Origin of the sequence: Solibacillus faecavium, from assembly GCF_014836905.1 — a bacterium.
GTDB lineage: Bacteria > Bacillota > Bacilli > Bacillales_A > Planococcaceae > Solibacillus > Solibacillus faecavium.
This window is the reverse complement of record NZ_JACSPZ010000009.1, coordinates 1-22,947: the sequence shown is the minus strand read 5'-3', so window position 1 is coordinate 22,947 and position 22,947 is coordinate 1. Positions and strand designations below refer to the sequence as shown.

22 protein-coding genes are annotated in these 22,947 nt (G+C 36.9%); 13 read left to right on the top strand and 9 right to left on the bottom strand.

What is annotated here, in order from left to right:
• The first annotated feature begins 188 nt into the window (after positions 1-188).
• Positions 189-1,061, top strand: a complete 873-nt coding sequence (locus tag H9635_RS15480) for a GNAT family N-acetyltransferase (protein WP_191701213.1) — start codon at positions 189-191, stop codon at positions 1,059-1,061.
• 274 nt (positions 1,062-1,335) lie between these two features.
• On the opposite strand, the gene H9635_RS15475 is transcribed toward H9635_RS15480, so the two are convergent.
• On the bottom strand, positions 1,336-1,815 hold the full coding sequence (locus H9635_RS15475) for a hypothetical protein (RefSeq protein ID WP_191701212.1): 480 nt from the start codon (positions 1,813-1,815) through the stop codon (positions 1,336-1,338).
• A 245-nt stretch (positions 1,816-2,060) separates the two neighbouring features.
• Positions 2,061-4,322 (bottom strand): RNA polymerase recycling motor HelD, encoded by a 2,262-nt coding sequence (helD, locus tag H9635_RS15470; protein WP_191701211.1) that lies wholly within the window; start codon positions 4,320-4,322, stop codon positions 2,061-2,063.
• Between the two features lie 285 nt (positions 4,323-4,607).
• Between helD and H9635_RS15465 the strand changes: the two genes are divergently transcribed.
• The gene (locus H9635_RS15465; RefSeq protein WP_191701210.1) at positions 4,608-5,039 is read left to right on the top strand and encodes an NUDIX hydrolase; all 432 of its coding nucleotides are present in this window, start codon (positions 4,608-4,610) and stop codon (positions 5,037-5,039) included.
• Between the two features lie 26 nt (positions 5,040-5,065).
• Here the strand turns inward: H9635_RS15465 and H9635_RS15460 are convergent, their stop codons facing one another.
• On the bottom strand, positions 5,066-5,419 hold the full coding sequence (locus tag H9635_RS15460) for a hypothetical protein (protein ID WP_191701209.1): 354 nt from the start codon (positions 5,417-5,419) through the stop codon (positions 5,066-5,068).
• A 196-nt stretch (positions 5,420-5,615) separates the two neighbouring features.
• Here H9635_RS15460 and H9635_RS15455 point away from each other — a divergent pair, with 196 nt between their 5' ends.
• The 3 genes from H9635_RS15455 to H9635_RS15445 all read left to right on the top strand — a co-directional run bounded on the left by H9635_RS15455 (position 5,616) and on the right by H9635_RS15445 (position 7,235).
• Positions 5,616-5,930, top strand: a complete 315-nt coding sequence (locus H9635_RS15455; RefSeq protein ID WP_191701208.1) for a hypothetical protein — start codon at positions 5,616-5,618, stop codon at positions 5,928-5,930.
• A gap of 46 nt (positions 5,931-5,976) precedes the next feature.
• Positions 5,977-6,777 carry an alpha/beta fold hydrolase gene (locus tag H9635_RS15450; RefSeq protein ID WP_191701207.1) on the top strand — a complete coding sequence of 267 codons (801 nt, stop codon included), beginning with the start codon at positions 5,977-5,979 and terminating at the stop codon, positions 6,775-6,777.
• 146 nt (positions 6,778-6,923) lie between these two features.
• The gene (locus tag H9635_RS15445) at positions 6,924-7,235 is read left to right on the top strand and encodes a hypothetical protein (RefSeq protein WP_191701206.1); all 312 of its coding nucleotides are present in this window, start codon (positions 6,924-6,926) and stop codon (positions 7,233-7,235) included.
• 290 nt (positions 7,236-7,525) lie between these two features.
• Here H9635_RS15445 and H9635_RS15440 read toward each other — a convergent pair whose 3' ends face one another.
• Complete coding sequence (locus H9635_RS15440) at positions 7,526-8,548, bottom strand: DUF2804 domain-containing protein (RefSeq protein WP_191701205.1); 1,023 nt, start codon at positions 8,546-8,548, stop codon at positions 7,526-7,528.
• Positions 8,549-8,709: 161 nt separating this feature from the next.
• On the opposite strand from H9635_RS15440, the gene H9635_RS15435 reads away from it, so the two are divergent.
• From H9635_RS15435 to H9635_RS15410, 6 genes are all read left to right on the top strand, one after another.
• A complete protein-coding gene (locus H9635_RS15435; RefSeq protein WP_191701204.1) occupies positions 8,710-9,213 on the top strand; it encodes an amidase domain-containing protein in 504 nt (167 codons plus the stop codon).
• Positions 9,214-9,288: 75 nt separating this feature from the next.
• Positions 9,289-9,852, top strand: coding sequence for a nitroreductase family protein (locus H9635_RS15430; RefSeq protein WP_191701203.1), 564 nt, complete (start codon positions 9,289-9,291; stop codon positions 9,850-9,852).
• A gap of 235 nt (positions 9,853-10,087) precedes the next feature.
• Positions 10,088-12,061, top strand: coding sequence for a methyl-accepting chemotaxis protein (locus tag H9635_RS15425; protein ID WP_191701202.1), 1,974 nt, complete (start codon positions 10,088-10,090; stop codon positions 12,059-12,061).
• Positions 12,062-12,195: 134 nt separating this feature from the next.
• A complete protein-coding gene (locus H9635_RS15420; protein WP_191701201.1) occupies positions 12,196-12,825 on the top strand; it encodes a general stress protein in 630 nt (209 codons plus the stop codon).
• 131 nt (positions 12,826-12,956) lie between these two features.
• Positions 12,957-13,655, top strand: a complete 699-nt coding sequence (locus H9635_RS15415) for a CoA transferase subunit A (RefSeq protein WP_191701200.1) — start codon at positions 12,957-12,959, stop codon at positions 13,653-13,655.
• Positions 13,655-14,287 carry a 3-oxoacid CoA-transferase subunit B gene (locus H9635_RS15410; protein ID WP_225231341.1) on the top strand — a complete coding sequence of 211 codons (633 nt, stop codon included), beginning with the start codon at positions 13,655-13,657 and terminating at the stop codon, positions 14,285-14,287. Before H9635_RS15415 ends, H9635_RS15410 begins: the two co-directional genes overlap by 1 nt.
• 45 nt (positions 14,288-14,332) lie before the next feature.
• Here the strand turns inward: H9635_RS15410 and H9635_RS15405 are convergent, their stop codons facing one another.
• The 3 genes from H9635_RS15405 to H9635_RS15395 all read right to left on the bottom strand — a co-directional run bounded on the left by H9635_RS15405 (position 14,333) and on the right by H9635_RS15395 (position 17,299).
• On the bottom strand, positions 14,333-14,530 hold the full coding sequence (locus H9635_RS15405) for a YwbE family protein (RefSeq protein ID WP_191701199.1): 198 nt from the start codon (positions 14,528-14,530) through the stop codon (positions 14,333-14,335).
• An 80-nt stretch (positions 14,531-14,610) separates the two neighbouring features.
• A complete protein-coding gene (locus tag H9635_RS15400; protein ID WP_191701198.1) occupies positions 14,611-15,531 on the bottom strand; it encodes a dipeptidase in 921 nt (306 codons plus the stop codon).
• A 64-nt stretch (positions 15,532-15,595) separates the two neighbouring features.
• Positions 15,596-17,299 (bottom strand): ABC transporter ATP-binding protein, encoded by a 1,704-nt coding sequence (locus H9635_RS15395; protein ID WP_191701197.1) that lies wholly within the window; start codon positions 17,297-17,299, stop codon positions 15,596-15,598.
• A gap of 198 nt (positions 17,300-17,497) precedes the next feature.
• Between H9635_RS15395 and H9635_RS15390 the strand changes: the two genes are divergently transcribed.
• On the top strand, positions 17,498-18,409 hold the full coding sequence (locus H9635_RS15390; RefSeq protein ID WP_191701196.1) for an HNH endonuclease: 912 nt from the start codon (positions 17,498-17,500) through the stop codon (positions 18,407-18,409).
• 53 nt (positions 18,410-18,462) lie between these two features.
• On the opposite strand, the gene H9635_RS15385 is transcribed toward H9635_RS15390, so the two are convergent.
• Together H9635_RS15385 and H9635_RS15380 are read right to left on the bottom strand one after the other, a co-directional pair.
• Complete coding sequence (locus H9635_RS15385; RefSeq protein WP_191701195.1) at positions 18,463-21,333, bottom strand: DUF3427 domain-containing protein; 2,871 nt, start codon at positions 21,331-21,333, stop codon at positions 18,463-18,465.
• A 21-nt stretch (positions 21,334-21,354) separates the two neighbouring features.
• Positions 21,355-21,744 carry a (deoxy)nucleoside triphosphate pyrophosphohydrolase gene (locus tag H9635_RS15380; RefSeq protein ID WP_191701194.1) on the bottom strand — a complete coding sequence of 130 codons (390 nt, stop codon included), beginning with the start codon at positions 21,742-21,744 and terminating at the stop codon, positions 21,355-21,357.
• Positions 21,745-21,947: 203 nt separating this feature from the next.
• On the opposite strand from H9635_RS15380, the gene H9635_RS15375 reads away from it, so the two are divergent.
• Complete coding sequence (locus H9635_RS15375) at positions 21,948-22,322, top strand: peptidylprolyl isomerase (protein ID WP_191701193.1); 375 nt, start codon at positions 21,948-21,950, stop codon at positions 22,320-22,322.
• The last annotated feature ends 625 nt before the right edge of the window (positions 22,323-22,947 follow it).

The window sequence follows — 22,947 nt, the reverse complement described above, 5'->3', positions numbered from 1 at the left end:
TATACATATTTCTTATATTTGGCATCAATAGAATGTCGTACTCTTATCATCATGGTATAAATAAGAAAAAAATAAGAGAATAATTTTGTAAATCATTTTAAAATTGATAATTGCGCGCTATTGTTGCGTAACTACGTGAGCTTTACTAAAATAGAAACATTATAGAAGATAGAATTGGAGTAGAAAGAATGAATTTATCGGCAATTACCGTGTCGTTTCCTTTAGATCAAGAAACATATGAAGAAGTACAAAACTTATGTAAAACAGCCGCTGTTTGTGATGGCATCCTATTAAATCAGGTAATGAATTTAACAATTGCTAAAAGTTATGAAACACGCGGGTTTTATGTACTAGTATATGATGATGAAAAAAATCTATTAGTTGGGGCAGGAACTGCTGTGGATCTAATGGGCTTAAATACGTATGAATGGTCGATGCTAGTTGCCCCAATGTACCGTCAGCTTGGAATTGGAACCGCCATTTTAAATGTGCTAAAAGAAGGAATGGCGGTACGAAAAAGTGAAGGGGAGCTTGCTCTTGTAATGGAAGGTTCTAAATACGGAAAAGAGTTTTTAGAGCAAAATGGGTATTTATACAGTTTTTCTGAGGCAACTTTAGAGGCTCATGCGGAAGTTATGGAGAATAAAGGGGCGGTGACTTTACGTCCTTTCATGCAAAAAGATACGGAAGCGCTCATTTCAATTTTTAGTGATGCTTTTGGCGATATACGTGAAGAATCATTGGAGTTAATTGAGTTTAATACGACGACAGAAGGCTTAGTAATGTGGACAGCCGAAATGGATGGGGAAGTAGTTGGAACTGTGACAACCCGTAAAGAAGGGGAAGTGCAATGGATTACTGCGTTTGCAGTATCACCGAAGAAACAGCGCCAAGGCGTTGGTACGCAAATTTTAAACTTCGTGAAGGACTATGCAATCCGTTCAGGTGATAAAACTATTTTACTTGATGTAGAGATTGAAAATATGGGTGCACTCCGCGTATATGAAAAAGCCGGATTTATGAAGTCGTCACAATTGGATTATTATATTTATATTGGGTAAGAAAATGAGAAAACTTTACTGAGTGCTTCAGTTAATAGGGAGAAAATAATTTTAAAAATAATATTTAAGGGCACAATTCGTCTATGAATTGTGTCCTTGTTTTCGTTGTTGCTTCACGAGCTATATATAGACAAACGCAATTAGCACAGGAATCAGTAGCATCGCATAAATTTATGTGCCTTCGTTAATTCCGTTGTTACAATACTTGCTAATTAGATATTAGAAAGAGATGGGAAATCTATAGTAAGGCTATGTTCTCCAACTAACTGAGCAGTTAGTTTAATCCCATTTCCTCGCACCAAGGTCCTTGTCCTTTACATTGAAATTGATAAATTTTATTTTCATTTTTAACTTTTAGTTCAATTATATAATCCAATGGGTGATGAAAATTACCTTGCTTCGCATCTCCAACTATATTTATTTTTTCAATATCGTGATAACTCAAGTTTAATTTTTGATAGTCAGTGGAACTCCCTAAAATGACTAACAAGCGATGCTGTTCATTTATTAATCGATCCGAATGTCTATCATATGCATAATAACTAATAAGCCCTGTTTGTATAATCAACAAGGCACAAATAACAATGCCAATCTTTTTAGAAATCCCTTTTCGTGCTTTCCAAAATAAAAGGATGGTCAATGAGCATGCTACGTATAAGATGGTAAATTCAATCGTTACATTATTTAAAGCGATACCATTTCTGAACAAAATAAAACCATATAAGAAAATTAAAGCAATAACTATAACACCCATTTCATCACCCCTATTATTTATCTGAACAACTAGTAACTAAGATGATTTGCTTTTCTTTCAATAAAGAATATAATTCTACAACCCTTTCCAAAAATCCTATTTGAAGAGGAGATATCATTAGAATTAAAGAATAAGGTATGAAGTAGTTTGGACTATAGTTCAATAAGGAAAGTAAAATATTTCGCCAAAAAAACGCTCAGATTTCTAAGCGTTAACTTGTACTAATTAAGCTGTTATTTCCGTTGTTAAATACGCTTTTCTCCCGATATATTTGCACTAATTGGCTTCATTAAAAAAGCCTCTTTCGAAGGACCAATCAAATAAAGTTCATGCATGGCACGGGTTAACGCTACATATAAAAGCTTCCGATCGAGCGGGTTGTCATAATACGGTGTGTCAAATGACGTGAGAATAACTGCATCAAACTCTAATCCCTTTGCTAAATGACTTGGGATGACTAGAAGCTTTTGCTGATCGATTGCCGAGTTTTCGTCAAGCAACTGTGCAGGGATATCCGAGTTTTCAAGCAGTTTAACCAATTGAACAGCTTCATCTGTTGTTTTGCATATGAGTGCAATGGATTGATGACGGTTTTCACGAATTTTTGCCAGCACGTCTTTAATGATGTTGTCATCAAAGTTTTCCGCTGTGATAAACTCAGGCTTTTTCCCATGACGGACAACGGGTTCAACGAGCGGTAAGTCCTCATCCATCTGCATTAAAATTGCATTGGCAACTTCCATAATTTCAATTGTCGTACGGTAGCTTTTTTGAAGGGTAGCATAGGTTGCGCGAGGGAAAAGCTCAAGGACCGGCTGCCATTCTGTAAGAGATCTATAGCTATGGATACCCTGCGCTAAATCGCCAACCATCGTGAACATATCCGTTTCAAGTCCCGCCTTTAAAGCAGCGAGCTGGAAGTAGCTGTAATCCTGCACTTCATCAATAAAGACGACCCGCATTTTCCATTTATCCTCAATCCCTTTAATTTTCGCATGTAAAAATAAAAGGGCTGCTAAATCTTCAAGTGCCCATTGCTCTTTTTGGTGTGCCTCTAAAAATAACTCTGTTTCTTCAACGGACAATTCGGGAGCCAGTTCAAATAATAATTCCCGGCTTGTAAGGAATGTTCGGTATAGTTGCTTAATTTTTGCCTTCTGGAATTTTCTCATATAAGAAGATGCGACAGTTTTTGCTTCCTGTTTAATTTTTGGAATGCGGTCATCACGTTCGTCGATTAGTTTTGTGACAGTATGACGGCGCTTTTCTGCATCTCGCATGCCATTGAGCGCACGGCCAATCGCGTCTTCATAGCGTGTATTTAATGTAGTTAGTACAGCAGCTGTTTTCCGTTTTACTTCGGTCTGAATAACTTTTTTAATGCGCTCGAGCCGTTTTTCAACAGGCATATAATGAAATTCTACTAAGAATAGCTTTCGCAAATGGTCGCCTTTCATTATTCGGTATTTTTCAATAAACACATCATCAAATAATGCGGCTAACTTAGCTTCGTAATGCTGCAAATAGCGATTCATCATCAACTCATAAAAGGGACTGCCTTTCATTTTCGGAATCATCCAGCCTTCATGTGTGGAGGATGGATTGGCAATTAGCTGTTCGAGCTGGTCATTTGGATTTTGGAGCTTCAACTTAAGATTAACCGCATCAAGTACATATTGAGCATAAGTTGTTTGACATATTTTATCAACACCTAGCTCAGGCAACACGTCTGCAATATAGTCAATGAATAAACGGTTTGGTGCTAAAATCATGAGCTGTTCGGGATTGAAATGGTCACCCATCGTATAGAGGAAATATGAAATCCGGTGCAGGGCAATTGTTGTTTTTCCTGACCCTGCTGCTCCTTGTACGAGAATCGGTTGACGAAGATGGGCTCGAATAATTTCGTTTTGTTCTTTTTGTATGGTGGAGACGATTTCGGTTAAGCGAACATCTGCTTTACCTTCTAGTGCCTCTTGCAGCAACTCGTCATTCGTTGTTAAATCGACGTCCCGATAGTCTAGGAGCTTTGCATTTTCAATTTTATATTGTCGCTTTGCAAACAAATGTCCCGTAAGTTCTTCACCGCGAACATCATAAGTAATCTCACCTAACCGTCCGTCATAATAGACATTTGCAACAGGGGAACGCCAATCGACAATGATCGGTTCATGCGTTTCGCTATGGAAAAGAGAGGTTTTTCCGATATAAAGGAATTCTTCATTCTCCTGCTCACGCTGGAAATGGATTCTTGCAAAATATGGCTTTTGTCGAATTGCCTCCAAGCCTTCTTTTTGGTTGCGGGCCAATTCGAAAAAGCGGGTATTCATTAAAATATTTAAGAAGCTGTCACTCGAATCTAAGTATTCCACATTGGTCATTGCAGAGCGTATATTTTCCTGTGCTGTTTCAATATCTCTTTTCGAACTATGCAAAATCTGGTCCATATAATGAACCGTATCATGCAGCCGCTGCTGTTCTTGTTTGAACTCTTCATTTACCGTCATGTCGTTCCCCCTATCGTCAATCAATTACACTTCACTGCACGGCGTAAAGATTAAGTTTTTACTTTTTTTTGAGACTGTAACATTGTCAGATAATTATCTTATCAAAATACGATGTGTATATTCAAGGAGATGTATGGAATTACGAGGAGAATAGGAAGTCATGATATTTAAGGCACTAATAATACTTAGGAGTTACCGAAATATTTCAAACTAACAAAAACCATATAATGGTATTATTTTAAGTGAGGTTTATTTAATAATTGAAATAATGAAGGAGGATTTTTAATGGAACAAAGTACAACGAAAATCTATACACCCCCGAAACATATCGTTTCAGCAGCCACAATTGTTCTTAATGATCAAAACGAAATTCTGCTAATCAAAGGACCTTTAAGAGGTTGGGAGATGCCAGGAGGTCAAGTAGAAGAAGGTGAATCGTTAAAAGAAGCTGCTATTAGGGAGACAAAAGAGGAAACGGGTATAGATGTTGAAATAATAAAGTTTTGCGGAATTTTCCAAAATGTAAAAAGGTCAGTTTGTAACACACTCTTTCTAGCAAAGCCTATTGGAGGGCAATGTACGACTTCAACCGAAAGCTTAGAAGTAGGATTTTTTCCAATTGAAAAAGCTTTAAATATGGTGGAATTCGGTAATTTTCGACAAAGAATCGAATGCTGCCTAGAAGAAAGTAATCACCCTTTTTATATAGATTTTTAAGAGCAAAAGAAGAGAGGAATTCACCGCTATATTTTAAAAACGACATCGACTGTACAACTGTATCGAGGTGTGCCTTTCTCAGCATAAATATTGTGCTGAATTGTAATTTTTGCATTGCTGAAAGTATGTGACTCTTCTTTATCTGCATACACTTGGAAAAAATCAACGGTGTAATACTTATACTCATCTTTTTCAAGGTAGGCCCAGACTTCATCCGCTTTACGTGGATCAAGACCTTTACTATGTAAAAACTCGATAAGTTCAATATTAAACATAATTTGCTCCGTGTATAAAACACAATCACCACATATACAATGGTTGGCTGTACCAACAAGTGCTCTTTTCGAATGAAATTTTTCATTTAGCTGCTTAGTGTTCATAGTGCCCTCCAAAAAAAATAATAGTTTAATTTTACCTGAAATGCCTTAAAAATATAATTAAATCATCTTTTTTGATAGAAGCTATAACATTACAACCCTAGGAGATGTAAACAGTACTCTTAACGAATTTTCGGATTACTTCAAGAGTGGGTATAGTTTTTTTAGTAGTATTTAAAATTTAAGGAGGCATGATTTTATGGAAATTCAGTGGGTGAATGGGCAATATTCAGAAGATAAGAGGATTTTTGATTCTGAGATGGAAGTGTATGAATGGACACACTCCTTGTATACGGATATTTCGCTTTATTTATTTAGAGAACAAAATGTTGGTTATGCAACGCCTGATGAAAAAGTAATTGATTTTTTAACCGAACTGCTTCCGCAATGGGCAGATCATTTAAATCTACAGCTTATAGTGCATAAAGATAAAGTAGAAGAAAACGGTAAATATATTTATAGAATTTGGACTTCACAAGTAGAAAAAATTGATGGAAGGGATGGAAAAGGGTAGCCTTTTGTAATAAATTCACTAAGTTTCTAATCAGGAGGGATATTTAATGATTGAGAAATCTATCCAATCCTCTAGGGGAACCGTCTATTACTGGACGAATGAGATGATTCCCCATCAGAGATATGCTATTGTCTTTTGCCATGGGTTAACAGCAGATCACACTCTTTTTGATAAACAAGTTGAGTATTTGGCTGATGAATATAAACTGATCACTTGGGATTTCCCTTTGCATGGAAAATCGAGGCCCTACGATAAATTCACCTACGCAAATGTAAATAAAGAACTGTTATCTATACTTAATCAGGAGAATATAGAAAAAATAATTTTAGTGGGGCAGTCAGCAGGAGGTTTTATTGCACAATCCTTCGTTCAGGAATATGCAGATAAAGTAATAGGGTTCATAGGAATAGGCACAACACCTTTTGGTAAAGTTTATTATAAAAAGTCGGAACTGTTTTGGATTAAACACTATTCGACCATTGCAAAGCTGTACCCTTATAGCTACTACTGTAAAGCAAGCGCAAAAGCAAGTTCGCTAACTGAAGAAGCAAGAGGGAATATGTACAAAACATTAAGTATTTTAGGGAAAAAAGATATGTTAAAAGCAGCGAGTGCGGTTTATGGTGAATTTCTGAAGATAGAAGATGAAGTTCAGTTTAAATGTCCTGTACTCATTACTTATGGTGAATACGACAATACCGGCTATGTTAGAAAATATAATAATAGCTGGGCAGAAAAGACGGGATATCCAATGAAAATTATCTCAAATGCTTCTCATAATGCAAATTATGACAACTTCGAGGAGTTTAATGACATGCTCATTTCTTTTATTCAGTCCAATTTATAAAGGAAGGGATAGCTATTTCTAAATTTAATAAAAGACTATTACCGGTAGTTGTTTATATATTTTTAATAGCAATATTATTAATTTTTATACAAAAAACAGACTTTAATTTGACTGGCTATACGTATTACTTTGATGAAGAAAATTCGGTGTTAACAATTGAAGAAGGATATCTAAATAAAGAAGTCAATCATGTGATATATAATGTGCAAGAAAATTCTAATGCCACTAAAGCATTATTGATTATATTACCGATTAACAAAGCATATCAATTATGGATGGTTACTATAATCTTCCTGACATTTTATTTATCCTGCTTCTTCTTTATAATATTTTCTGGAAAATCAAGATTATATTTGGGCTTATATCTTTTAATCCTAATTGTCTTTATTTTAGGAGATCTATACATTCATAAAGAACTGATTGAGGAGATAACTAATACTCTCGATAAAATAAATTAAAGCTTTTAATTTACTTGAAATCAGTCAGTAAAAAAGAGCCTGGGACAAAACGAAAAATATCCATTTTTCCAAAGAAAAAATGGATATTTTTCTACTTCTACCAAAATTGATTTCCGTTCCGGGGACGCTTTCCGGGGGCACGGCCTGAGCCTGTAGTCTCAGGCGTCGTGCTGTTCCCCCAGGAGTCACCCCTTCACTCCAATCAATTCATATAGTATCAGTTTCTTAATAAGGATAATTCCCTTATACAAAAAAATTTCTACTTATGTCCCAGGCCCGTATCTTTATCTTCACCACTTCGCCACATGTTCTTCAATACAGCCAAGCATTTGCTGAATTTGTAAAGTTGTGCCGTCTTCGAGCTGAATAAATCCATCATAATAGCCTACCATTTGGTGGACAGAGGAAACGATGACCTTCGCATTAGTTTCGGCTACTCGTTCAAAAAATGGTGTAAACATTAAATTGACCTGCCCGCTGAATTTTGATTTTACAGTCCATGGCTTCATAAAATCGGTACGGTCATAGTGAAATAATACATCTTCATGTATTTTTGTCATCTTTCCATCGACAAAAACAGCATTTTCCGTCATGCCCGTACCGTCTGTCCACTTCCCGCCAAAGTTTAAGCCAATTCGTTGACCTCTTACGCGCTGTGAGGCCATTCCCCAATTCCATGTTGCTTCACGAGGCCATATCCCACGTCCATAATCCAGCACCGCAAAGCTTTCTTCAGGAGTAAAGTTAAAGTGGCGATTACCAATATGTACAACACCAGTAGCCGGTAACGTATGATGTTTTGCTGTAAATTGAAATGTTTTGCGATTCCATGGAATGACTACATTAAGGGACTCATCATTTTTTGGATGCTCAATCTTCAGCTCTGCATGTAGTGGGTCTCCATCAAAATCTGGCGCATTGACCGTTAAATGAGTTTCATTGTTGAAGTACGTCATTTCAATCGATACTTCGCTATTTTTATATTGGATGGTTTCCAACACTTTTTCAGGCATTTTTACATTTGCCCCAAGTGGAATTAAAATTGTTTTTTCGAAATAGCGCTGTGTTTCATACTCGAGAAAATAGACGAAGCACACCGCAGCATAATCTAAGTGACTGATCGTAGCGGAAAACAAAATTTCCTCGCCAAAGACACACCAATAATTCCATTTTTTCTTGCGCATAAAATGACCGGATAGATTGCAATCGATAATTGGTGTTCGTGCATAGCCGATTGCCTCCGGATTCAGATTCCCTTTTTTATCGCATAGAACCGTTGGAAGGACGATTTCCCTTTCTGCGTGTTGCCTCATCTAAATTCCCCCTTTAACTATCTTTAAAAATTAAATGAATATAATGCAGTTAAAATAATTGTATCAAACAATTACAAAAACAGGGTATTTTCACTCTACATTCATATAAAGTACATAAAAAGGAGAAATTCGACATAGGTTGTGAAAAAAGGAGAAAAAAGTTGGTTTCATACTATAATCGAAAGGCTGCAGTGGCCTATGCCAATAAATGGTGGGATAGCTTTAATCCTGAGTTTCCTAGATTTCAGGATGACTGTACAAATTTTATTTCACAATGTTTATATGCTGGAGGTGCGCCAATGCGCGGGGCACCGAATCGTGGGGAAGGCTGGTGGATGATTGGTTTAAATGAGCGCTGGAGCTATAGCTGGTCTGTTGCCCATTCACTACGTTGGTATTTGGAAACGTCAAAGCGTGGACTCCGGGCAACAAGAGTAAATTCAGTTGAACAGTTAGAGCTAGGGGATGTCATTTTTTATGATTTCCAGGGGGATGGAAGAATTGATCATAGTACAATTATAACTAGAATTGAGGGGGGGATTCCATATGTAAATGCCCATACGTCAAACAGTGCCGATCGGGAATATTCTTATGAGGATTCCACAGCCTATACACCACAAATGACTTACTATTTCTTTCATATTGAGGATGAGTTTACGTTGTAAAGCAACCTTCTAACATATGTTAAATGTTGAAATTTCATGATAAGGTAGTATTAGTAACAGAAGGGGGTTTTGTCGATGACATTATCAGTAAGAGATGCAGTATTACAACGTCGATCAATTAAACTATTTAACGGACAGCAAGTTGAAAAGGAAGCAGTGTTGGGGATTTTAGATGAAGCAAAATGGGCACCAAATCACGGCAACCGTCAGCCTTGGCGTATAGTAGTAGGCGCGGGCGAGCAACTTCCAAAAGTACATGAATTACTAAAAAATCTAGCTATCCCAAAATGGGAAGAACTTTCAGAAGAGGCTCTTGCTACTCAAATGAAAAAGTTCACATTAGCAGGTGCTTACGCATTTGTATTAGTGACGGAGGATGTTCGTCAAAAAGAACGCCTGGAAGATTACGCCGCGGCTTCTTGCTATTTACAAAACGTACAGCTGCTAGCATGGGAAAAAGGCATCGGTACATGCTGGAAAACACCTGGATTCTTAGATAATCCGAAATTCCGTGAAGCATTAAAAGCTCAACCACATGAACGAGTAATTTCAATGTTCCAGTTCGGCTATTTTGATGAACTGCCAAAAGCAAGAGTGCGTAAAGAGCTTACGGATTTTGTGACAGAGTTCGAAATTTAATCGTATGAGAATGCATGAGGAAATCAATATTTTCCCGTGCATTTTTTTGTTCAATAAGGGATTTCATCAATTATTTTGAGTGATTTCCACCTATTTCAGGGTTTGTAACAGGGCATCCCTTGCTTTGAAAACTTTTTTCTCTTAAACATAAAAATTAGTTTGAAATCGAGATAAATACATAATAAAATTCAATTATATGAGGAAAAAATAAACAGGTGTTTAAGAAGGAGCAACTATGCGCTATAAAAGTTTAAAAACGCGACTAATATTAATATTTTTATTAGTTGGCATTATCCCCGTTTTTGCTACAGTTAGTTACAATTACTTTGCAGCATTTAATAGTTTTGAAGAAGTGCAATATTCTCAACAAAATGAAATGGAACATTCTGTAACGAAGTATTTTGAACAGACTGCATCTGATTTACAATATTTAGTTGAGCTCTATGCGAAAGATCCGGAAATACAGCAACTACTTTTAGAGGAAGACCGCACCTTAATAAAATCCGGTGGTGAAGCGTTATTTAATAAACTTAGTGCACAGCATAAGCTAGCCATTTTTGAAATTGGTGATGAAAAGGGAGCAGTGCATGTAAGAGGTCATAATCCATCTGCTTACGGAGATGATAAATCCGAAATTGTCGCTATTCAAGGTGCTCTGCAAGGAAATACGTATAGTGGGTTTGAATATGGTACAAGCGGTTTGGCAGTTAGAGCCTTTGCACCAATTGAATGGAATGGACGAACAATCGGTACATTACAAATTGGGGTTGGAAATGAATTTGTGACAAGTGTTCAAAGCTTATTTCCAAATGCAAAGCTGCAGCTGATAGATGCAAATGGAGAGATTTTTGAAGCATCTGAAAAGGAAAATATCGGGAGTAAACTAACAGGAAATGCAATTTCTGCTATTTTAAATGGAGAAGCAAGCCAATTAAAAAATCAAGATAAAAAAGTGATTGAGAGCTTTTTACCTTTGCAAGATCCTACAGCAACTACTGTTATCGGAGGCATCCATTTAACCCAAAATATTGGAAAGACGCAATCTGCTATGTTCTCGATGATAAATGGTGGTGCCGTCATCTTAATTATCACTATTATACTAGCAATAGCCGTTGCGCTAACTTACAGTCGCACATTAACAAAGCCCATCATACATACATCTAAACTTCTGCATGTATTAAGTGAAGGTGATTTAACACAACGAATGGAAGCGCATAACCGTCAAGATGAAATCGGCCAGCTAATGACAGATATGAAAATAATGCAGGAAAATCTACATAGAATGATTGGTGAAGTTTCGAAAGCATCAAGCAGTGTAAATTCAAAAAGTGCTATGCTCGCTCTGTCAACAAGTGATGTGTCGACAGGGTCTCAGGCCATTGCTGAAACAATGGAAACATTATCACGTGGCATCGAATTGCAAACAAATGAAATTACCGAAGTCTATGAGGCTGTTAATAAGTTTTCAAACGATTTAAAGGAAACGGCAGAACAAGGGACAAGGCTCGAATCAGTTTCCGGTAATGTGCTTTTACTTTCATCGGAAGGAACAAAAATGATGCAAACTTCCAATGGACAAATGCAGGAAATCCACAACATTATGGATACGGCAATTCATAAAATGGAGGAATTAGGTGAGCGTGTTGGAAAAATCACATCTTTTGTAAATATAATTGAAGATGTAGCTAATCAAACGAACTTACTAGCACTAAATGCCTCTATTGAAGCAGCGCGGGCTGGGGAACATGGAAAAGGATTTGCCGTTGTAGCAGAGGAAGTACGGAAGCTTGCTGAACAAGTGGCAAAATCAGTGACAGAAATTTCCGCGATTGTCACAACGATTCAACATGGTTCAAATGAGTTAAGCAGCTCACTACAGCAAGGATTTACGACAATCGAAACGGGTACAGATCAGCTTTCAAATACTGCTGATACTTTTAAGGAAATTGAACAATCTGTTTTACAAATGGATGCATTTACAAAACAAGTCCTTGGGCAATTACAAACAATGAGTAATAAAGGACAAGAGATTAATCAATCTATGCAGGAAATTTCCGCTATTACTGAGGAAACAACAGCAAGTGTGGAAGAAACGACTGCTACGGTTATTGAAACGAGTGCAACGATGAATAACGTTGCAGAGACAACAGAACAGTTAGCCGAACTCGCAGATCAGCTGAATCAAATCGTAAAAGAATATAAAATTTAATGAAAAAGAAGTCGCCAAAAATAATACTGGCGGCTCTTTTTTTACATTGTTATAGGCGATTGCTATTTCAAAATAGGTTTTGTGTAATGTAGAAGGGGAAAAGGGCAGTAAGAAGAATTAATGGAGGGATGCAAATGTTTAATGAACCAAAACAGTCGATTGATGTCGCCTATACTAAAGGGGAATTGCTAGAGAAACTCCAAGAATTACGTGGCGGCGAACCGGGCGAGGAGATAGATAGAACCCATGTTTACGTATTAACTAAAGATGTGGACGAGTTCCATTCCATTGCTCGTCACCAGCAAATTTCACTTATTACAACAAATGGCGTTCGTAGTATACTCAAAACAATGTTTACGAAAGAAACACCGATCGAGGAAAAATTACGTCGCCTAAACTTACCGGAAAATGAACGTCTAGAATATGAAAAGATTATAAATGATGGGGGTAAAGTCCTCATAACAGGCAGTGACCCATTTGATGAAGAGGGTTGGGATGGACATACACTAGATAATTGGATTACGAACCGCTCAAATCCTTCGAATTTAATTCGCTGGGATATTGAAGAGGAAAGACCGATTCCGTTTGAAGAGCAAAAGAAAAAATATGAACCTTTGCCTCCGAATAGCGAAGTAGCAGGAGAATTTGGACGTGGAGATGAAGTAGAAGATCCAGATACAATTCCTTTGCAGGACAACCAACGCTACGTTCGTGACCCACACACAAAAGAACTAAGTATTTATCAAGGACCACATAAAAAGTAACGGAGAGAGCCCAACTGACATGTAAGCAGTTGTGGCTCCTTTTTAATTTAGTTAATGTAAATTATGACTTTTAGAGGTAAATTTGTAGTTTTGTAGAATATTTTGTATGGATGTGAAAGGGGACGAGAATGATGAATAAAGTAGTAGCTTCTGTACAACAGGCGATACAACATATAGAAGATGGGGCTGTTTTATTGGTGGGTGGCTTCGGTTTATGTGGTATCCCAGAAAATTTAATCCAAGCATTGAAGAATAAAGGGACAAAGAATTTAACGGTTGTCAGTAATAATTGCGGTGTCGATGATTTTGGGCTTGGCATCCTGTTACAAGACAAGCAGATTACGAAAATCATTGCTTCATATGTAGGAGAAAATAAAACATTCGAACAGCAATATTTAAATGGTGAGCTTGAAGTAGAGCTAACACCACAAGGAACCCTGGCTGAACGTATCCGGGCAGGTGGTGCAGGCATTCCGGCATTTTATACTGCAACAGGTGTTGGAACGCCGATTGCGGAAGGAAAAGATACAAAAGAATTTGATGGTAAAATGTATTTACTCGAGCGAGCGATTACAGGAGACTTTGCACTTGTGAAAGCATGGAAAGCCGATCGCTCTGGGAATTTAGTATTTCGTAAAACTTCACGCAACTTCAACCCGCTCTGTGCAACAGCCGGAAAAGTTACGATAGTGGAAGTGGAGGAGCTTGTAGAAGTTGGCGAGCTTGATCCTGATGAAATTCATTTACCAGGCATTTACGTGCAGCATATTGTGCACAGTGAAACTTTTGAAAAACGAATAGAACGCCGCATTGTAAAGGGGGAATCATAATGGAAGCACGCTTAAAGATTATTCGCCGTGCTGTAAAGGAAATTGAAGATGGTATGTACGTCAATTTAGGCATCGGTATGCCAACACTCATTGCGAATGAAATCCCTCCACAGTTTAATGTAATGCTTCAATCTGAAAATGGGCTTCTTGGCATTGGACCATATCCAACGGAAGAGGAAATCGATGCCGATTTAATTAATGCTGGGAAGGAAACGGTAACAGCAAGGGCTGGAGCAGCATTCTTCGATAGTGCAGAAAGCTTTGCGATGATACGAGGCGGGCATATTGATTTGGCGATCCTTGGTGGAATGGAAGTGTCGGAGCAGGGGGATCTAGCGAATTGGATGATCCCCGGAAAAGTCGTAAAGGGAATGGGGGGCGCGATGGATTTAGTAGTTGGCGCCAAAAAAGTAATCGTCATTATGGAGCATACAAATAAATACGGCGAGTCCAAAGTAAAGCGTGAATGTACATTACCGTTAACCGGTAAAGCTGTTGTTCACCGTCTAATTACAGATTTAGCTGTATTTGATTTTACTGATGGCAAGATGCAACTAGTTGAGCTTCAAGAAGATGTGACAATAGAGGAAGTAAGGGAGAAGACAGAGGCTGTATTTGAAGAAAAATTATAATAAAAAAGAAAGCGCAAAAAGTTTAGAAGCTTTTTGCGCTTTAACTTACTTCGGATATGTTTGACATACACGGCCGATTTGTCCATCTGTTAAGCGGACTTTTATGCCGTGTGGATGTGAGCTAGAGTTCGTCAATAAATCCTTTACTACGCCCCGTGTTGTCGTCCCTGTACGCTGGTCCTTTTTTAATACGATATCAACTTCCAGACCAGGGTATACATCGCTGCGATTTTTGCCGTTCATTAAATCCGTCCCTTCAACTAAACTTTCCTAAGTATAACACGTCAAAAAAAAATAACCCTACATGGAAGCAGGGTTAAAAACTATTTAGGTAAATGATTTATAAAATTGGCATAAGCAAAGCCTCGTACTTGCTCTTCACTATAATATTTGAGAAGTTCATTAATAAAGTTTTGATACATCCCTGCATGTTCAAGTCCTTCAACTTTATAATCGATTCCATCAAAATCTGAGCCTAAACCAATTAATTCTTTTCCACCAAGCGAGCAAATATAATCGATGTGACGAATTACGTCCCCCATACTCGCACGATTTGTCCCGTTTATAAATTCAGGATATAACACGATATGAATGGGCGCATTTTTTTCAATCATCGCCCGTATTTGGGCGTCGTTTAAATTGCGAACATGATCACATACAGTTTTCGCATTCGAATGGGTGGCAATGACATAGTCCGCCTGCTCTATAACATCCCAAAAGCTTTGTTCATTCAGATGAGAAACATCAGTGAAAACTTTATGCTGATTGTTAAGTTTAATAATCTCTTTACCAAACGGTGTTACGCCATGCCCATAATGGCTATGTGCTCCATCTGCTGCTTCGTTAGGGTAGTTCCAAGTGAGTCCAATTGATAATACGCCTAGCTGATGAAATGGATGCCAAATTTTTAGGTCTCCACCGAAAAAATCAACACCTTCAATTGTTAAAAATGCCCCGATTTGTCCAGGTTGAAGTGTTTCGAAATCTGCCCATTTTTTAATATGTACTACACCTTCGCGTAATACCTCATTTCGAAAGTACTCAATCTGCTTGATCGCAGTTGCGCGTTTTTCTACAAGCGAAAGCTCAGAATCAACATAAATAGCAAACGCTTGTGCTATCACATGACCTTCAACTAATTTTTCATAATTCACATCCAGGTTAGGGGAATTATGAAAGTTATATCCGTTCTTTTGCATGCGTAACAATGCATCACAGTGTAAATCAATAATCGGAATGCTCATAAGGATACCTACCTTTCTATTTTTTTAAAAAGGTGAATGACCTAAATCATTCACCTGAAAATTTCTAAGCATGATGAAGTCCTGCGAAAATGCCGCCTTTTGCGACAAGCTCTTCATACGTACCTTGTTCTTCAATGCCATTTGGTGTTACAACGAAAATATAATCTGCATCACGGATCGTAGCTAAACGGTGAGCAATAATTAATGTTGTACGGTTTTTCGCTAAATCATTTAATGACTGTTGGATAATACGCTCTGTGGCTGTATCAAGCGCAGACGTCGCCTCATCTAAAATTAAAATCGGCGGGTTTTTCAAGAACATACGCGCTATGGCAAGACGTTGTTTTTGTCCACCTGATAATTTCAAACCACGTTCACCAATCTCTGTATTAAAGCCATCTGGTAAGTTTTCGATGAACTCCAGTAAATTTGCCTGTTCAACGGCAGCTTTAATTTCCTCAAAACTCGCACCTAGTTTACCATATTCTACATTTTCCCTAATAGTTCCTGTAAATAAAAACACATCTTGTTGAACAGTACCGATTTGCCTGCGAAGTGATTGCTGCGTCAAATCACGAATATCGTATCCGTCGATTGTAATTGCCCCATCTGTAATATCGTAAAAGCGGGGAATGAGCGCACTTATCGTCGTTTTCCCTGAACCAGATGGCCCTACGAACGCAACCGTTTTGCCAGCTTCCACTTTAAAGGATAGGTCGTTTAAAACTTGCTTACTGTCCGCATACTTAAAGCTTACATTTTTAAATTCGATATTACCGTCTAAATGTTCAACAGCAATTGCGTTTGGACTATCAACAATTGTTGGTTCCTGGTCCAGCAAATCACAGAAACGTTTAAAACCGGCCATTCCTTTTGGATACATTTCCAGTAGGGCGCTAATTTTGTCGATTGGCTTAATTAGAACATTCGTAAATAAAATGAAGCTCGCAAACTCACCGGCTGTAAGGTTGTCATTAAATGAAAGCCAAGCACCCACAACAAGTACGAGTAAAGTAAGGAGACGCGTTAAAAAGTAAATGCTTGAATGCGTACCTGCCATTACTTTGTAGGCATAGATTTTCGCTTTACGAAATAATGCGTTTTGATCTTTAAAGCGAGTTGTTTCAAATTCTTCATTTGTAAATGATTTCACAACCCGAATACCTGAGAAGCTATCTTCCACACGGCCATTGACGTTCGCTATTTCACTGTACATAACGCTCCAGCCCTTTTTCATACGAGTATTGCTCCAATACATTACGGCAATCAAAAGCGGTACGAAAAACAAAATAATCGTCGCGAGTGTTGCATTAATATTGAACATAATCGTAAATGCCCCAATAAAGGTCATCATCGCAATGAATAAATCTTCCGGACCATGATGCGCAAACTCTCCAATATCAAATAAGTCATTTGTAATCCGGCTCATTAAATGACCAGTCTTCATGTTATCGAAAAACGTATACGGCTGGCGCTGTACATGGTTGAACAGCTGCTGACGCATATCGGTTTCGATATTGACTCCGAGCTTATGCCCTAAATAGTTGACGATATAGTTCATCACCGTACTTACTATATACGTCAGTAAAAGAAGGGCACTAATTTTAGTAATCATGCCCCAATCATTTGTCGGGAGGAGATCATCGATAAACCATTTTACCGCCAACGGAAACAGTAATTCCAAAATAGCTACAAAGACCGCAGAAGAGAAATCAATGATAAACAATCGTTTGTGCGGCTTGTAGTATGTAAAAAATCTTGCTAACATTTCAAGTCCTTTCTGTTCACAACTCCTAAACCGAGTGCAACATGTTGTAATAGTTTTGGTTAAATGGATTATAACATTTCTTGGGAATTTTTCGAGAGGCGAAATAATGGTTTATAAAGAGAATGTTTTTAGGCAAGTTATTTATTAATAGGAAATTAGAAATGATACACTTATAGGAAAAGAATTGAAGGTGTACGTATGAATTTTTATATTGTAATGCAAGGGCGTACATACGATGAGGCAAAGGAAAAGCAGGTCGTATGGTGCTCAATTTTAGATAATAGTGGACAAACACCACATTCTTGGGAGCGGATGAAGGAAGTAAAGAAAGGCGATGCGATTTTTCACTGTGTCAAAGGGGAAATCGTCGCAATCAGTACCGCTCAGGAAGATTGCGGGGAAGGTGTGAATCCTTTTGATCAATCAGGTGAGATGGGGCACCAATTTCCCGCAGTTTATGAGGAACTTCACTTCCCAATTTCGATAAAAGAACATTTTAATGAAATCGTGCCTTTACTCCCAGTTAAATATTCGCCATTCCAACATAATGGTGACGGTAACCAAGGTTTTTTATATCCTTGTAATGAAATGCTAGCAATCAAGCTGCTGGAGCTTATGAGTGATACAAATATTTATGAAGAAAATGAGGAGCAGCTGGAATTTGCGATTGGCCTAATAGCACAAAAAGAACGCAATACGCTGGCACCTGTATTAATTGAAACAGAAGCGGAAGCAAAGGTGAAAATCCGTAAAGGTCAGCAAAAATTTAGAAAGCAACTGATGCCATTATGGGACAATCAATGTGCGCTATGCGGTATCTCGTTACCTGGATTATTACGCGCAAGCCATTCAAAACCATGGAAAGATGCAACAAATGAGGAGCGACTTGATCCATACAACGGTATTCTACTATGTCATAACCATGATGCGTTATATGACCAAGGCTATATCGCATTTGATGGAACAGGAAAAATCCATATTTCCTCTGAAATTGAACGAATGGATTATGTGAAATACGGGATTCATGAGAAAGTGCACGTTGCAAGAGTAGAAGAGAATAAGAAATATTTCAAGTGGCATAAGCGGGAGATATTTAGAGGCAAAGAATAAACCAATAGAAAAAGCAAGGTGTGACCAAAAATTAGGTTACACCTTGCTTTATTTTATTCCTCTACTAAATAGTGGTAGATGTCATACTGGATTGGTTGTTCGAGCGCCATTTCCATTGTAACAACAGGATAATATTTTCCTTTATCTAAAATTCTTTCTGGTTTTGCAGAACTTGGATTCACAGCACATCGACCAAGGTAATAGAAATCTTTACCTTCACCATTGTCTTTTTTTACAAACAGATAAACGTTTGTCCCATTTTCAACAGAGTGAATAAGGATTTGCATTTCCTTTGATTTATCAATATATCGATTTTTTGTTGAACACCATTTAAATGTATCATCTGATAAAAATTCATCCATATAGTTTGTTTCAAGATCGTTCTCATCATTTTTATGATAATTTACGAAAATAGGAAAATCACCGTTTTTCGGACGACCACCATTTAATGTACCTTCCTCGTTCTTTTCCCAATCTAGTAGGCGGCATACTTCACGGCGGGAGTATTTTTCATATAGTTTAAAGGGTTCATGATTATTAAATTGTTTATTTTTCATTAAGGCACTTTCAAGTAAATCAATGAAGTACTGTTTGAAATTTTCGTCTCGAAGTGAAAGTTGCAATTCTTCATTAAACATATAGCGTGAATTCGATTTTATAATTAAAGGTTTATTTCCGAATTTTTTATTGTCAGCTTCTACGAAAAAGTTTAAAGAAAACACATTTTCAATGCCTTCAATTGTACCTTTATGAATATAAGCATTTCGAGATTGCAATGCTGAAAGATAGCTTTTTTCTGAAATAGATTCTTCTTCTAAAAGAAGTTGCAACAATAAAATTTCATGTATTCTCTTCCCTGATAAAAGGTCCTTTCCAATGAAAGATAGAACGGATTTTTCATAATCGGTAATTGAAGGGATATCTTCTTTCATCTTCATTAAAAAGTCATAATAGGTAGGAGTATAGCTAATAATGACTTCGGGATCTAAAGAATTTTGTTCAATAAAATCTTTAAGCATAGGAATACGTCCAATCCGATTTTTAAGCTCAGAATAGCTATCTCGTAACATTTTTAATGTCGATAAATTCGCATTATTTATCGCATCAAAAATTTGCTTCTTCGCAATCTCTTCAAAGTTAATCGTTGAAACCCCTTGAATGTAATCCGTATTTACCGTGTTGCGACGAACGTTATCTTTGTTCATCGACTTATCACCAGATAGGGCAATCGGAATTAAATAGTTATTTTTGTAGTTGCCGATAAAATCAATGATTGTTACATATTCCTTCACATTATGTTTCCGTAATCCTCGACCAAGCTGCTGAATGAAAATGATGCTAGATTGTGTTTGGCGAAGCATGACAATTTGGTTAATGAAGGGAATATCAATCCCTTCGTTAAAAATATCTACAGTTAAAATATATTCCAGCTCACCATTTTCTAATTTAGCAATCGCTTCTTCACGTTCTTCTTGAGAGTGATCACCAGTCAATGCAGTCGTTTTGTATCCACGCATATTCAGGAGGTTTGATAGGGTACGAGCTTCTTCCTTCGTACTGCAAAACATTAATCCGCGAACGCGATCCCCAGAAAATCCGTAATAAGAAATTTTTTCAATAATATGGTCAATTCGTTCACGATGAACTAACTTTTGTAAATCTGCTGTTTCATCGATGAGTTCACCATCAAGTTCATAGTCCGTCACACCGAAATAGTGGAAGGGGCAGAGCATATCTTCTTCTAATGCTGCTTGAAGGCGAATTTCATAAGCCACATTATAATCAAATAGTTCATAAATATTGAAGTTGTCTGTACGTTCCGGTGTTGCCGTCATCCCTAATAAAAATTGAGGTTCAAAGTAATTCATAATTTTTAAATACGATTCCGCACCTGCTCGATGAACTTCATCAATTAAAATATAGTCAAAATGATCTTTAGCAAATTGTTGCAAATAAGGGTCCCTTGATATTGTTTGTACGGTAGCAAATAAATAACGGGCATTTAAATCTTTTTTGTTGCCTGATAAAATTCCATAATCTTGCGGGTCACCTAATAAAATATTGCGAAAATCTTGCATCGCTTTTTTCAAAATTTGTTCACGGTGCACGATAAATAGCATGCGTTTAGGTGCAGCATTTCGAACGTCAAACGCAGATAAATAAGTTTTTCCTGTCCCAGTTGCTGAAATGATGAGGCCACGGTTCGCACCACTTTGGCGAAGGAGCTTTAACTGCTCAAGCGCGGCTACTTGCATTTTATTAGGCTGTATTTTTAAACTCTCTTTTAATGGATTCGTTACATATAAAGATGGAGAGGCTACTTTATTATTAAATTCGGGCTTCTCATAATTGATTTGGTATTGTGCAACCCATTCTTCGCTTAATGGGATCGCGCTATTCCATTGCTGTTCAAATTGATTTTTAAAATGGTTAATGACTTCACCATTTTCAAGGGAAGTTAAATAAACATTCCATTCAAAATTGGCTTTCAATGCACTATCCGTTAAGTTAGAGCTTCCAACGATTAAAGAATAATGCTGATCATGCTCGAAAATATAGCCTTTTGAGTGGAAACCTTTCACATCGGTAACGCGAACTTCTACATTTGTTAATTTGAGAAGTTCTTTAAACATTTTTGGCTGATTAAAGCTTAAAAAGGTAGAAGTTAATATGCGTCCACGAATACCTTTTTTCTGAAGGTCATACAGCATTGTTTTTATTGTCGCTAATCCACCTTCAGTAATGAATGCCACAGAAAAGGTGAACGTTTTACATGTTTTCATTTCTTGTAAAAGAGATGAAAGGACATTTTCATGTGCTTTATTGGATAATAATTTCGGTTTAAACTGTGAGGAGACGGCCTTTGTTTGATCGATAAACCCTTTATGTAAAGAGGCTTCAATTTTTTTAACTAACTGCTCCATAAAAGCACCACCTTTAAATACTTATTTTAATAACTTTTCAACGGCTGGAATATCTGCAGGTGCAAAATCTAGTTCATTGAGTGATGAACGCTTTACCCACTTCGTATCTGAATGCTCTAAAGCAACGGGGGATCCATTAACGATTTTTGCCATATATGTTTCAAGACGAACGATAAACGTACCGTAATCATAAGTAGTGTCTTCAACTTTATCACCTACAGCAATTTCACAAGTAAATTCTTCTAAAATCTCGCGTTTTAATGCTTGCTGTGGTGTTTCATCTTTCTCAATCTTTCCACCTGGAAACTCCCAATAGTTTGGTAATGACATTTGAGGGCTACGTTGTGCACAGTAAATTTCCTGTTTATCGTTTTCGATAATAGCACCAACGACATGTACTTGTTTTTTCAAAATTAATCATTCCATTCTTAATTAATAACCTAATTATAGCTTGTTTATGAGTATTTAGTAGAGGTTAATAAGGTTTAAAATAACAGTTCACTTATCCAATAGTATATACTTTTGTTTATATATGGTATTTAATTGGGCACAAGAAGGCCTCAAGATAATAATTGAATAATAAACGTAAGACCAAAAGAGGGGAGAGAATTGAAATGAAAAAATTATGTTGTTTAATATTATTTACATTTATATTAACAGCTTGTAATTCATCGGAATTGAGTATTACTGAAATTCAAAACATTCCTAATAAAGTACAAGAAAATATAAACCCTGACTATCAGCTTCAATGGATTAATAATATTGATAAGAACGCCAGCTATATTATTTTTCATTCTACTGATGATGTTACCGCGGACCTTGAAGTAGTTGATAACATATTAAACGTAAAACTGGATAGCACGGGTCAAAAAAATAATGAGTTGAAAATGTATGTATATAAACTCAATCGTGGTGATGCAGAGTTTGACACGATAAATGTGAAAGTAAACGGGCAGGATACACCATTAGATAGTCTTACGGGTTTTTAAGGAGGATAGTTTCTCCTGATTACCAAAATCAATATACAACATATTTTGAAATATGTGCCATAAGAGTAGGGGCTTATAAATGGCACTTATATATAAATAAGCCCTATCTCGATTTTGGTGATTTGTGTTATTAACTAGAAATTTGCATTGAAAAAGAATTATCATTTTCTAAATGCTCCCTCACTTCTTTCATTAACGATCATGGAAATTGCTTTTACTCGGATTTATATGAATCGTTGCCTCTCTCAATCCAGTTACGAATGTAACAACACTAACAGCAATCCTACTAGTTATTGAAAAGATAAAAAAGACATCTCACTTTTGAATAATGTGTTTGAATTTCTGATAACAACTAAGTTACCAACCGGATTTCCCTCACTTTAGGGGAGAGGGAACGGTATTTAAAAATTTATTTTTACGTGTATATAATAAGAAGAGAAAAGAAAGAATAAAAAAAGAGAAAAAAACTTTTTAAAAAGTGTTGACGTTTATTTAAATGGCGTGTATAGTTATACAAGTCGCCGAGAGAAAACGCGACAAACGAACAAAATGAACCTTGAAAACTGAACAAGCAACGTTAATGAAACAAGCTTCTTAAATGAAGCAAACAATAGATTTTAACTTT

Excerpts from the sequence above, each read along its gene's own strand:
- H9635_RS15460 (WP_191701209.1), bottom strand. The coding sequence starts at position 5,419 with ATGAACACTAAGCAGCTAAATGAAAAATTTCATTCGAAAAGAGCACTT.
- H9635_RS15395 (WP_191701197.1), bottom strand. The coding sequence starts at position 17,299 with ATGTTAGCAAGATTTTTTACATACTACAAGCCGCACAAACGATTGTTT.
- H9635_RS15420 (WP_191701201.1), top strand. The coding sequence starts at position 12,196 with ATGTTTAATGAACCAAAACAGTCGATTGATGTCGCCTATACTAAAGGG.
- H9635_RS15475 (WP_191701212.1), bottom strand. The coding sequence starts at position 1,815 with ATGGGTGTTATAGTTATTGCTTTAATTTTCTTATATGGTTTTATTTTG.
- H9635_RS15440 (WP_191701205.1), bottom strand. The coding sequence starts at position 8,548 with ATGAGGCAACACGCAGAAAGGGAAATCGTCCTTCCAACGGTTCTATGC.
- H9635_RS15390 (WP_191701196.1), top strand. The coding sequence starts at position 17,498 with ATGAATTTTTATATTGTAATGCAAGGGCGTACATACGATGAGGCAAAG.
- helD (WP_191701211.1), bottom strand. The coding sequence starts at position 4,322 with ATGACGGTAAATGAAGAGTTCAAACAAGAACAGCAGCGGCTGCATGAT.
- H9635_RS15455 (WP_191701208.1), top strand. The coding sequence starts at position 5,616 with ATGGAAATTCAGTGGGTGAATGGGCAATATTCAGAAGATAAGAGGATT.
- H9635_RS15415 (WP_191701200.1), top strand. The coding sequence starts at position 12,957 with ATGAATAAAGTAGTAGCTTCTGTACAACAGGCGATACAACATATAGAA.
- H9635_RS15375 (WP_191701193.1), top strand. The coding sequence starts at position 21,948 with ATGAAAAAATTATGTTGTTTAATATTATTTACATTTATATTAACAGCT.
- H9635_RS15480 (WP_191701213.1), top strand. The coding sequence starts at position 189 with ATGAATTTATCGGCAATTACCGTGTCGTTTCCTTTAGATCAAGAAACA.
- H9635_RS15425 (WP_191701202.1), top strand. The coding sequence starts at position 10,088 with ATGCGCTATAAAAGTTTAAAAACGCGACTAATATTAATATTTTTATTA.
- H9635_RS15385 (WP_191701195.1), bottom strand. The coding sequence starts at position 21,333 with ATGGAGCAGTTAGTTAAAAAAATTGAAGCCTCTTTACATAAAGGGTTT.
- H9635_RS15430 (WP_191701203.1), top strand. The coding sequence starts at position 9,289 with ATGACATTATCAGTAAGAGATGCAGTATTACAACGTCGATCAATTAAA.
- H9635_RS15450 (WP_191701207.1), top strand. The coding sequence starts at position 5,977 with ATGATTGAGAAATCTATCCAATCCTCTAGGGGAACCGTCTATTACTGG.
- H9635_RS15405 (WP_191701199.1), bottom strand. The coding sequence starts at position 14,530 with ATGAACGGCAAAAATCGCAGCGATGTATACCCTGGTCTGGAAGTTGAT.
- H9635_RS15410 (WP_225231341.1), top strand. The coding sequence starts at position 13,655 with ATGGAAGCACGCTTAAAGATTATTCGCCGTGCTGTAAAGGAAATTGAA.
- H9635_RS15400 (WP_191701198.1), bottom strand. The coding sequence starts at position 15,531 with ATGAGCATTCCGATTATTGATTTACACTGTGATGCATTGTTACGCATG.
- H9635_RS15465 (WP_191701210.1), top strand. The coding sequence starts at position 4,608 with ATGGAACAAAGTACAACGAAAATCTATACACCCCCGAAACATATCGTT.